An 11,260-nucleotide genomic window follows, 5' to 3' on the forward strand; every position below is an offset into this window, starting at 1 on the left:
CGGACCAAATGACCCGCGGCTTCATCATCGGCGCCACCGCAGGACGGACCACCCTCACCGGCGAAGGACTCCAACACGCCGACGGACACTCCCCCGTCCTGGCCTCCACCAACCCCGCCGTCCGCACCTACGACCCCGCCTACGGCTACGAAATCGGCCACATCATCCGCCACGGCCTCGAACAAATGTACGGACCAGACAGTACCGAACCCAACGTGATGTACTACCTCACCGTCTACAACGAACCCATCACCCAACCCGCCGAACCCGAGAACCTCGACATCAACGGGCTCCTCAACGGCATCTACCACCTCGCCGGAGCCCCCGCAGGAGAGACCAACCGCCCCACCGCGAACATCCTCGCCTCCGGCGTCTCCGTCCCCTGGGCCCTCGAAGCCCAAAGAATCCTCAACGACGACTGGGGAGTCGCCGCCGACGTCTTCTCCGTGACCTCCTGGAACGAACTCCGACGCGACGGACTCGCCGCCGAAGAACACGCCTTCCTCAACCCCGGCCAACCCGCCCGCACCCCGTTCATCACCGAACAACTCGCCGGCACCACCGGACCAGTCATCGCCGTCTCCGACTACATGAAAGCCGTCCCCGACCAAATCCGCCAATTCATCCCCAACGACTTCGCCTCCCTCGGAGCAGACGGCTTCGGCTTCTCCGACACCCGCCAAGCCGCCCGCCGCTACTTCAAAAACGACACCCACTCCATCGTCGCCAAAACCCTCCAACTCCTCGCCGCCAAGGGAGAAGTTGAAGAAGGTGCGCTGGAGAAGGCCATCGAGAAGTACCGGCTCCTGGATGTGAATGCCGGCACCACCGGCGGAGCAGGCGGCGACGCCTAACCGTTTGCTGGAGGAACTCCACAGCAACAGCAACAACCGCGACGGCGGCCCGCACCGGAAGGTGAGGGCCGCCGTCGCTGTTTAACACCCTTCGATGCGATTCCGCGGGACGTGACCCGCAACAACGTCAGTTGTAGCCTTCGCACAAATGGAGCTTGTCCGGGATGGGCCGTATGCTCATTCCATGGCAGAGCCAAGCAAAACCACAACCAAGCGCAAAGCAGCCGCCCAGGCATTGTCACCGGAAAAGGCCGAAACCCTGCGGCAGCTACGCGCCAACGTGGGGCAGCTGTCCACCAGCACCATGCGGCAACTGGAGAAGTCCCTGCCCTGGTACGGTCGCCTGAGCTCCGACGAGCGCTCCGCACTGGGCTTGGTGGCCCAGAACGGAATCGCTGCCTTTGTGACGTGGTACGAACGGCCCAGTTCGCCGTCGTGGATCCTCACGGACGTCTTTGGCAACGCCCCCACCGAACTGACGCGGTCCATCAGCTTGCAGAAGGCACTGCAGCTCATCCGGATAGTGGTGGAAGTTGTAGAGGACCAGGTTCCGGTGATCGCTCCGGAATCTGACCAACCGTCCTTGCGTGAGGCCGTCTTGCGGTATTCGCGTGAAGTCGCATTCGCGGCCGCTGACGTCTATGCGCGCGCTGCGGAATCCCGGGGTTCCTGGGACACGCGCCTCGAGGCACTGATAGTGGACGCAATCCTGCGCGGGGAAAACACTGATGCCCTGCGGTCAAGAATCGCCGCCCTCGGATGGAAAGCCCAAGAGCGCTTTACCGTAATGGTGGGCAATTCGCCGTCGGAACCCAGCGCCAGCTACGTCAGTGAACTGCGCCGGACGGCCGGCCGCTTCGCCGAAGATGCGCTGGTGGGGATCCAAGGTGACCGGCTCATCCTGATCCTTGGCGGCGTACAGGACAGGGACACTGCCTACGTCAAGCTCAGCGAGCTTTTCGCCCCGGGCGCCGTGGTTTACGGCCCTGAAGCGGGGTCGCTGCTGGAGGCGAGCAGTTCCGCCCAAGCCGCATTCGCAGGACTCACCGCGGCCAAGGCGTGGCCGTCGGCACCCCGTCCCGTCGCGGCCGACGATTTGCTTCCCGAACGCGTCGTTTCGGGCGACGATGCCGCCCGGAGGTCACTTATCAAGAATATCTACCGCCCGCTTTTGGCGGCTTCGAATGGCTTGGTGGAGACGCTCGGGACCTATCTTGAGCTGGGGCATTCGCTGGAAGCCACTGCGCGTGAACTGTTCGTCCACGCGAACACTGTGCGCTACCGTTTGAAGCGTGTTTGCGATGTGACGGGCTGGGATCCACTCCTTCCACGGGAGGCGTTTGTGCTGCAAACGGCACTGGTTGTTGGCCGCCTTTCGGCCCAGCCGAAGGCCGCTCCTGAACGTCATGCGTCGCGTTCATAGAACCGAACCGTTGTAGACTTCCTACAAACTGACCCAGTGAGCTTGGTGTACCAAAACACCAGTGGATCACGTGGCAATTTGGAAAGCTGGATACGTGCTTGCAATCGTCTGCCCTGGACAGGGCTCCCAGACCCCCGGATTTTTGGCCCCTTGGCTGGAACTCCCCTCCGTCGAAGGCCAATTGGCCGCCCTGAGCGAGATCGCAGGCATTGACCTCAAGGCCCACGGCACCACCTCGGATGAAGAGACCATCAAGGACACTGCGGTAGCGCAGCCCCTGATCGTCGCTGCAGGCCTCGTGGCCGCCAAGTCCTTGTTCGACGTCGAGCTCAACACACTTCCCGTGATCCTCGCCGGGCACTCCGTAGGCGAAATCACGGCCTCAGCGCTGGCTGGCGTCCTTACCGAGTCCGAAGCCATGACCTTTGTTCGCGAGCGGGCCAACAGCATGGCAGCAGCGGCTGCAGTAACCCCCACCGGCATGAGCGCCGTGGTGGGCGGCGACCCTGCCGAGGTCTTGGCAGCCATTGAAGCTTCCGGTGCCACGCCGGCCAACGTCAACGGCGCTGGCCAGACGGTTGCCGCGGGAACTTTCGAGCAGCTCAAGGCCCTGGCTGAGAATCCGCCCGCCAAGGCGCGCGTCATTCCCCTCAAGGTTGCAGGCGCTTTCCACACCTCACACATGGCACCGGCCGTGAGCGCACTCGAAGCCCTCAAGCCGACGCTGTCGCCCCAGCAGCCCACCGTCCCCCTGCTGTCCAACTACGACGGCAAGGAAGTGACGGCAGGAACCGCCGCCGTCGAAAGCCTGATCGCCCAGGTGTCCCGCCCCGTCCGCTGGGACCAGTGCATGGAGACACTCGTGGAGCGCGGTGTCACAGGCGTCATTGAACTTGCCCCCGCGGGCACCCTCGCCGGCCTGGCCAAGCGCGGCATGCCGGGCGTCAAGACCGTTGCTGTCAAAACCCCGGACGATCTGTCCGCGGCACTGGCACTCTTCGCAGAACTGGAGGGACAGGCATGAGCACCCCCGTACTCAAGAAAGCGCAAGTCAACGAGAACGCCCGCATCATGGGCATCGGCGCCTACCGCCCGGACGTCATCGTCACCAACGACGACGTCTGCCAATGGATCGACTCATCCGATGAGTGGATTCGCCAGCGCACCGGGATCATCACGCGCCACCGCGCCGCCTCCGACGTCAGCGTCATCGACATGGCCGAAGGCGCAGCACGCGAAGCCCTCCAGCAGGCCGGAATCGAACCGTCCCAGCTGGGAGCGGTCATTGTGTCCACCGTGACGCACCCTTACGCCACTCCATCCGCCGCCGCTGCGCTCACCGAGCGTTTGGGCGCGACGCCGGCACCCGCCTTCGATATCTCGGCTGCCTGTGCCGGGTACTGCTATGGAGTAGCCCAAGCCGATGCCTTGGTCCGCTCGGGCGCGGCCGAATACGTCCTGGTGGTTGGTGCCGAGAAGCTTTCGGACGTCATCGACAATCACGAACGCACCATCTCCTTCCTGCTGGGCGACGGCGCCGGCGCTGTGGTGGTTGGCCCGTCCGACACTCCTGGCATCGGTCCCTCGGTCTGGGGATCGGATGGCAGCAAGTGGGATGCCATTGGCATGACGCACTCCTTGGAGGACGTCAAGAAGCTGGGCGAATCGGCACGCCACTCCGATGAAATTGACGACCCCGCTATCCTTTCGGCAACCCAGGACGTCTGGCCCACCCTGCGGCAGGACGGCCAGACCGTGTTCCGCTGGGCAGTCTGGGAAATGGCAAAGGTGGCTCAGCAGGCTCTCGATGCCGCTGGCATCGAAGCAAGCGACCTCGCAGCGTTCGTTCCCCACCAGGCGAACATGCGCATCATTGACGAGATGGTCAAGAAGCTCAAGCTTCCCGAATCCGTTGTCATCGGCCGCGACATCGCCCAGGCGGGCAACACCTCCGCGGCATCCATCCCGCTGGCAACGCACCGACTCCTCCAGGAAAACCCTGAGCTGAGCGGTGGCCTTGCCCTGCAGATCGGCTTCGGCGCCGGATTGGTGTTCGGCGCGCAGGTAGTTGTCCTGCCGTAGATCCGAACCTGCACTGCAGACTCACACCAACTGAATACGACTTACAGAACCAAACCGTAACCGCGGTTTGCCCCCTTTCCGGCAGCAGCCGGCACAACAAGAAAAGGAGCCAACAATGGCTAGCAACGAAGAAATCCTGGCCGGCCTGGCTGAAATCGTCAACGAAGAAACCGGCCTCGCCACCGAAGCTGTCGAGCTGGACAAGTCCTTCACCGAGGACCTGGACATCGACTCCATCTCCATGATGACCATCGTGGTCAATGCCGAAGAGAAGTTCGGCGTTCGCATCCCCGACGAAGAGGTCAAGAACCTCAAGACCGTCGGCGACGCCGTGAGCTTCATCGCCAACGCACAGGCCTAGTCCTGACACACGCTGTGCCGGGCCGGGTTACTTCTTCCTGAGCCCGGCACAGCCGCAGTAACGCCCAGAGTTTTTCTTGCCTCCCCTGCACTCTTTGCAGTCGGGACGGCTGATCCGACAGAGAGTGATCGCATGGCACGCAAAGTAGTCATAACCGGTCTGGGGGCCACCACTCCCATCGGCGGCGACGTACCCACAATGTGGCAGAACGCGCTGAAAGGGGTGTCCGGCGCCCGTACGCTCGGTGATGACTGGGTGGCGAAGTACGACCTCCCCGTCCATTTTGCGGCACGGTGCTCGACTCCGGCCCTGGAGGTCCTGAGCCGCGTTGAGGCCAAACGCATGGATCCCTCCACCCAGTTTGGCGTCATCGCTGCCCGCGAAGCCTGGGCAGACTCCGGAATTGAGGACATCGACCACGACCGGCTGGCAGTAGCATTCGCCACCGGCATCGGCGGCGTCTGGACCCTCCTGGATGCCTGGGACACCCTCCGCGACAAGGGACCCCGCCGTGTCCTCCCCATGACCGTTCCCATGCTCATGCCCAACGGCGTTGCAGCCGCGGTCAGCCTCGACCTTGGCGCCCGCGCTGGCGCACACACTCCCGTTTCTGCGTGCGCATCCGGCACCGAAGCCATGCACCTCGGCCTGGACCTCATCCGTTCGGGCAAGGCAGACGTCGTGGTGTGCGGTGGCGCCGAGGCAGCCATCCACCCCATGCCCCTGGCCGCTTTCTCGTCCATGCAGGCTCTTTCGCGCAGGAACGACGAGCCAGAGCGCGCCTCCCGCCCCTATGACATCGACCGCGATGGTTTTGTCATGGGTGAAGGTGCCGGCGCACTGGTTCTTGAGGCCGAGGAACACGCCATCGCCCGTGGGGCTCGCATCTACGCCGAGCTCGCTGGAACATCCGTGACCGCGGATGCCTACCACATCACAGCGCCTGATCCCGAGGGCCTGGGCGCCACCCGAGCGCTCAAGGCCGCTATGTTCGATGGTCGGATCCAAGCCGAGGACGTAGTCCACGTCAACGCACACGCTACCTCTACACCGGTGGGTGACAAGCCGGAGTACACGGCCCTCCGTGCCGCTCTGGGGACCCACGTGGACAATGTGGCAGTATCTGCCACCAAGTCCCAAATGGGCCACCTTCTGGGGGCTTCAGGGGCCGTTGAGGCCGTACTCACTGTACTGGCCGTCTACGAGCGCAAGGCTCCAGTCACGATTAACCTCGAGAACCAGGATCCGGAGATCCCCCTCGACGTCGTCACCTCGGCCCGGGACCTGCCCGCCGGTGACATCGTCGCGCTGAGCAACTCATTCGGCTTTGGCGGCCACAACGCCGTCATCGCCGTCCGGAACGTCTAATTCCGGCTTCTACAGCCGTCTCATAGAGACATGAAGAGGGCCCCACCAAAAGGTGGGGCCCTCTTCATTGCTATGGGGTGTTTGGTGAAGTGAAGCTGCTAGCCGACCTGGTGCAGCCAGCGCACCGGGGCGCCTTCGGCTGCGTGGCGGAACGGCTCCAGTTCTTCGTCCCATGCTTCGCCAAGGGCCAATGACAGCTCGTGGTAGACCGCGGAAGGATCACCGGCGCCGGACTCGTAGGCATAGCGGATCCGGTCTTCGGTGACCATGATGTTGCCGTGCACATCGGTGACCGCATGGAAGATACCAAGCTCCGGCGTGTGCGACCACCGTGCTCCGTCCACGCCTTGGCTCGGTTCTTCGGTGACCTCGTAACGCAAGTGCGCCCAGCCCCGCAGTGCGGAGGCTAATTGCGCACCGGTGCCGGGTGTCCCCGTCCAGGACAACTCCGCCCGGAACATTCCGGGCGCGGCAGGTTGAGGGGTCCACTCAAGATCGGTTCGTTTGTCAACGACCGATCCAATGGCCCACTCGACATGCGGGCAAAGCGCCGTCGGGGCCGAGTGCACGAACAGGACACCGCGGGTTGTTGCAACAGACATTCCATCCTCCATAGCTGTAGGTACGTCTTCCCCAACGACCTCGCCTGGATGTTTAGCTGTTGCTGCCGGATGCCGCGGAACTACCCCGGGCCTGACAAGCTATTCAATTGTCTGGATTCCTACTGATGATATTGGCACAGATAGAACCCTCAACCGTAAATTGAAGGTTCCCCCGTGGTGCTTTCATTTTGCCGTACGCTGCCGGTTTCCGCCAGTGCAGCTAGTAGGGCGTCATCTTCAAGCCCGGGGATGCGCCTGCTTGTAGCTCGTCCTTAGCCTTTCCACTGAGACGTGTGTATATATCTGCGTGGTGGCCAGACTGCTGTGGCCGAGTATCTCCTGAACGGCGCGCAAATCTGCGCCACCGTCCAGCAAGTGTGTGGCGGCGCTGTGTCTCAGCGCATGGGGGCCAGTTGCCGAGGTGTCCCCCAGAGCCTGCAAGAGTTCATTCACCACTGCACGGATCTGGCGTGGATCAACCCGGTTGCCCCGCAGGCCAAGGAACAGCGCCGGTCCGCTGGTGGATGTCGAAACAGCCGGACGGCCCCGCCTAAGCCAGTCGTCCACGGCGACAGCTGCCGGAACGCCGAAAGGCACCGTTCGCTCTTTGTTTCCCTTGCCGATCACACGGAGTGTCCGGCGATCGGGATCGAGGTCGTCGATGTCCAGGCCGGCCAATTCCCCAACGCGGACACCGGTGGCGTACAGCAGTTCAACCATGGCCCGGTCGCGGACGGCCATAGGACCGCCGTCCGCGGCCGCAGTGTCCAGATCCCTTACCATCCGGGTGACCTGTTGCTGTTGGAGAACCCCGGGCAGCGTCTTCTCGCGCTTGGGTGCGCGGAGCCGGACCGCCGGATCTACGTCTATGAGCTCCTCCCGCAAAGCCCAGCCCGTGAACGACCTCGCAGTCGCTGCCCGTCGCGCGAGCGTGGCCCGGGCCATTCCTGCTTCGCTTTGCGCACCAAGCCAGCGCCTGAGCGAACCGAGTTCGAGCGATCCGAGCTCCTGGAGTCCTTCCTGCACGGCAAATCCAAGGAGGCTTTCAACATCGGCCACATAGGCTCGGACTGTATGCGCGGATCGCGCCCGCTCACCCTCCAGGTAACGCCGGAACCCGTCGACCGCACGTTGAAGGGATACTGGCAATGTTTGTCCGTCCACCCTTCAACTGTGCCACCCGCCGGCACCAAGTGTGCACTTCAACATGCTGTTGCGTCAGCGCCCCTGGGCGTTCTTGCTCCGCTTCCAGGCCCCCCTCTCGGAAAGTGCAAGGCCCAGCAATCCAAGGCGGCCAAGGCCAGCGCGCACAGTGTCCGGACTTAACCCGGCAACTACCGACAATTTCTCCACCGAACTGCCGGAGCGAAGCGGCAAAGCATCCAGGAGTATGAGGTCCTCCAAGGACAGTCCATCGTGGACCGCCGCCGTCCCGGTCTCGCGGCTCTCAACGCTGGTTTCCCCCGAACTCCCGGCAAGCTCAGCAATCTCGCCAACGTCGGTCACGCAGACGGCTCCGCCATCCCTCAGGAGTCTGTGGCAGCCTGCCGAATTGGCACTGTGCACGGACCCCGGGACTGTGGCTACAACCCTGCCAATGGATTCTGCGTGATGTGCCGTATTGAGTGCGCCCGACCTCCAGCGCGCTTCCACTACCACCGTGACGGAAGCGAGGGCCGCGATGATCCTGTTTCGTTGGAGGAATCGATACCGCGTTGGCGCAGATCCCGGCGGCACTTCCGAGATGACGGCCCCCTGGGTGGAGACTGCGCGCAGGAGATCCTCGTTCCCGGACGGGTAATAACGGTCTACTCCCCCCGCCATGACCGCAATGGTGGGTATGGTTGCCGCTCCGCCGTTAAGGGCACCACGGTGGGCGTGGGCATCGATTCCATAGGCACCCCCGGACACCACCGTATAACCGCGCTGCGCCAGTCCATAGGCAAAGTCTCCCGTCACGGATGCTCCGTAACTCGTGCTGTCCCTCGAACCAACCAAGGCAATGCTTTGCCTGGCTGCCGGCAAGGGGTGCTCATGTCCGCGCCACCAAAGGCACAAGGGTTCCTGGAGGCCGAGGTCCGCCAACTGCCCGGGCCACAGATCATCCCCTGGGACGATCAGCCGTCCGCCCAAGCGTCGCATGGTCTCCAGGTCCCGGTCCGGCGCGAGATCGGGAACTCGTGGTGCCCATCGCCGTTGGCTCTCGGTGAGCCCGGTCCACGACGCCGGACCGCCCGCATCGCTAAGCAAAGTGGAAATTTCGCGCTCCAGGTTGGCGCTTGGAGCCAGTTCTCCTGTTGCGATACCCAAAGCGTCCACCGCCCCTGCGGCTTGGACCAGGGCCAGGCCCACGGAATCCTGCGGTTCCATAAGCCGCGCCAGCGCAGCCCGTGCAATACGTTCTTTGTCCTGCGTCCCCAATACGGCCACTCCTGCTTTTCCTTTCATGGTGGTGGTTGTCACGCTGCGGCCGCAGTGTGACGGAGGCCGAGCGCTTGGCCGATGTGGTCGGAATCCGGCATTTTGCTGTGCCCCAAATCAGCCAAGGTCCATGCGAGCCGGAGTACGCGATCGTAGCCCCGTGCCGTGAGTGCGCCACGTTCCAATGCGGTATCCAGAATCCGGGTTGTGCCGGAAGGCAACTTCAATTCCCCCCTCAGCGTCCGTCCCGGTACCTGCGAATTGGTTTCCAGCCCTAGGTTCGCCAGTCGCTCGAGTTGCCGGTGCCTTGCAGCCAATACCCTCGTTGCCACGGTCCGCGTATCTTCTTCCCCTCCGGCTTGGCCAAAATCGGCCAAAGACACGCGCTCCACTTGAAGTTGAATGTCCACCCGATCCAGCAGGGGCCCTGACATCCGTCCGAAGTATCGCCGCCGCATCATCGCAGTGCAGGTGCAATCCATGCCCTTTCCTGACGCCTTGCCGCATGGGCACGGGTTGGCAGCTAAAACGAGCTGGAACCGGGCCGGATACGCGGCCGTCCCCGCGGACCTGTGAATGACCAACTCTCCGCTTTCCAGGGGTTGGCGGAGGGCATCCAGCACGCGGCGCTCGTATTCGGGCGCTTCGTCAAGAAACAGAACGCCACGGTGCGCCCTCGAGGCAGCACCCGGCCTGGGCAGTCCGGAGCCGCCGCCGATGATGGCCGCCGCAGTGGCACTGTGGTGGGGATTTTCGAAGGGCGGCCTGCGGACCAACCGCACGGCACTCGACTGGACCGCTGCCAGCGAATGGATGGCCGTGACTTCCATGGCAGCGGTATCGGCCAAGTCAGGGAGCAGCCCCGGCAACCGTTCGGCCAACATGGTCTTGCCTGCACCGGGCGGCCCCGTGAGCAGCATGTGATGTCCTCCGGCGGCGGCCACTTCCAAGGCCCGCCGCGCTTCTGCCTGCCCGGAAACGTCGCAGAGGTCCGGAACCACGGCGGCGTCGCCCCCGTCATCCGGAACGTCCTCGCACAGGGGATCGTAGTCGAGCGCGAGCTCCTTGGGGTCCGCCCCGAAGTCGAAAGCAAGACGGGCGAGGGTTTTGTAACCGCGAACGTTCGCCCCGGGGACCAGGGACGCTTCCGGGGCGTTGGCCTCAGCCACTACGACGTCCGAATAGCCGGCCTGAACGGCAGCCATGACCGCCGGCAGGATACCCCTGACCGGCCTCAGCCTTCCGTCCAAACCAAGCTCCGCAATGAACACCGTCTCACCGGTTGAGCGGATGTCCTCCGCTGCACGAAGCACCGCCATGGTGATCGCGAGGTCAAAGCCGGAGCCCCGTTTGGGGAGGGACGCCGGGATCAGGTTGGCCGTGATCTTCCGCCGGCTAAGGGGTATGCCGGAATTCTGGGCAGCGGACCGGATGCGTTCCTTGGCTTCGTTGAGGGCGGCGTCCGGCAGCCCCAGAATGACGAAGTTCGGGAGCGTCTGGCCGATATCGGCCTCCACCTCCACGATGTAGCCGTTGAGGCCCACCAGGGCGACACAGTAGCTTCGACCAACACCCATCTAGCCGACACCCCGCAGGTGTTCCAGCTGCGGGTCACCAACACCGCTGTCTATCACGGACACGACATCGACCCGTCTTCGTGGCGCGTTCACCTCATGCGCGCGGCACCACGATGACGCCAACCGGTGGAGGCGGGCCAGCTTGGCCGCGCCTACGGCCTCAAACGGATGTCCGTAGTCCAGGCTTCGCCTGGTTTTCACCTCGGCCACCACGAGGGTGTCGCCCTCTACCGCCACGATGTCGATTTCACCGTCAGCACACCGCCAATTGCGGTCAACGATCCGCATCCCCTGGGTCTCCAGGAAATCGGCTGCCAGGGCCTCTCCATCACGGCCCAGTATGTCTTTTGCCCTCATGGCCATCACCTCCACTCACCAGCTTTCAGGCTGGCGGCGGACGAGGGCAGAGGTTCGTGGCCCTATGTGGGTAAACCCAACAAATCTATGGTTGTGGAGGAAAGGTGGGGCGAGTCAACCGGCTAGACGATATGAAGTGAGGGCGTTAGGTCCCTGCCCGTCCGGTGCGGCCCATTGTCGCCGGGCGGCCGCGCAGCGCCGGCCTGGCATGGGGC

General features: G+C 63.8%; 10 protein-coding genes and 1 pseudogene. 6 read left to right on the plus strand and 5 right to left on the minus strand.

Annotated elements, in window-relative coordinates; genetic code table 11:
- The 6 genes and pseudogenes from ACFRJ9_RS23665 to ACFRJ9_RS23690 form a co-directional block, all read left to right on the plus strand.
- A pseudogene (locus ACFRJ9_RS23665) lies at window positions 1-854 on the plus strand (pyruvate dehydrogenase (acetyl-transferring), homodimeric type); the annotation flags it as partial.
- 184 nt (window positions 855-1,038) lie between these two features.
- On the plus strand, window positions 1,039-2,277 hold the full coding sequence (locus ACFRJ9_RS23670) for a PucR family transcriptional regulator (RefSeq protein ID WP_377673293.1): 1,239 nt from the start codon (window positions 1,039-1,041) through the stop codon (window positions 2,275-2,277).
- Window positions 2,278-2,371: 94 nt separating this feature from the next.
- A complete protein-coding gene (locus ACFRJ9_RS23675) occupies window positions 2,372-3,301 on the plus strand; it encodes an ACP S-malonyltransferase (protein ID WP_377673295.1) in 930 nt (309 codons plus the stop codon).
- Entirely contained in the window at window positions 3,298-4,359 is a 1,062-nt protein-coding gene (locus tag ACFRJ9_RS23680) for a beta-ketoacyl-ACP synthase III (protein WP_377673298.1), read from the plus strand. Before ACFRJ9_RS23675 ends, ACFRJ9_RS23680 begins: the two co-directional genes overlap by 4 nt.
- A gap of 115 nt (window positions 4,360-4,474) precedes the next feature.
- Window positions 4,475-4,720, plus strand: coding sequence for an acyl carrier protein (locus ACFRJ9_RS23685; protein ID WP_011692310.1), 246 nt, complete (start codon window positions 4,475-4,477; stop codon window positions 4,718-4,720).
- Window positions 4,721-4,852: 132 nt separating this feature from the next.
- Window positions 4,853-6,088 (plus strand): beta-ketoacyl-[acyl-carrier-protein] synthase family protein, encoded by a 1,236-nt coding sequence (locus tag ACFRJ9_RS23690; protein WP_377673300.1) that lies wholly within the window; start codon window positions 4,853-4,855, stop codon window positions 6,086-6,088.
- Window positions 6,089-6,186: 98 nt separating this feature from the next.
- Here ACFRJ9_RS23690 and ACFRJ9_RS23695 read toward each other — a convergent pair whose 3' ends face one another.
- The 5 genes from ACFRJ9_RS23695 to ACFRJ9_RS23715 all read right to left on the minus strand — a co-directional run bounded on the left by ACFRJ9_RS23695 (window position 6,187) and on the right by ACFRJ9_RS23715 (window position 11,054).
- Window positions 6,187-6,690: a DUF3145 domain-containing protein gene (locus tag ACFRJ9_RS23695; RefSeq protein WP_026005636.1), complete on the minus strand. Its 504-nt coding sequence runs from the start codon at window positions 6,688-6,690 to the stop codon at window positions 6,187-6,189.
- Between the two features lie 237 nt (window positions 6,691-6,927).
- A complete protein-coding gene (locus tag ACFRJ9_RS23700; protein WP_377673303.1) occupies window positions 6,928-7,854 on the minus strand; it encodes a tyrosine recombinase XerC in 927 nt (308 codons plus the stop codon).
- A 54-nt stretch (window positions 7,855-7,908) separates the two neighbouring features.
- Window positions 7,909-9,138: a DNA-processing protein DprA gene (gene dprA, locus ACFRJ9_RS23705; protein ID WP_377673306.1), complete on the minus strand. Its 1,230-nt coding sequence runs from the start codon at window positions 9,136-9,138 to the stop codon at window positions 7,909-7,911.
- Window positions 9,139-9,149: 11 nt separating this feature from the next.
- Window positions 9,150-10,688: a YifB family Mg chelatase-like AAA ATPase gene (locus tag ACFRJ9_RS23710; protein WP_377673308.1), complete on the minus strand. Its 1,539-nt coding sequence runs from the start codon at window positions 10,686-10,688 to the stop codon at window positions 9,150-9,152.
- Window positions 10,689-11,054 (minus strand): YraN family protein, encoded by a 366-nt coding sequence (locus ACFRJ9_RS23715; RefSeq protein ID WP_377673314.1) that lies wholly within the window; start codon window positions 11,052-11,054, stop codon window positions 10,689-10,691. It lies immediately after the preceding gene.
- Window positions 11,055-11,260: the final 206 nt, after the last annotated feature.

This window comes from Paenarthrobacter sp. NPDC056912 (assembly GCF_042786555.1).
Taxonomy (GTDB): Bacteria; Actinomycetota; Actinomycetes; order Actinomycetales; family Micrococcaceae; genus Arthrobacter.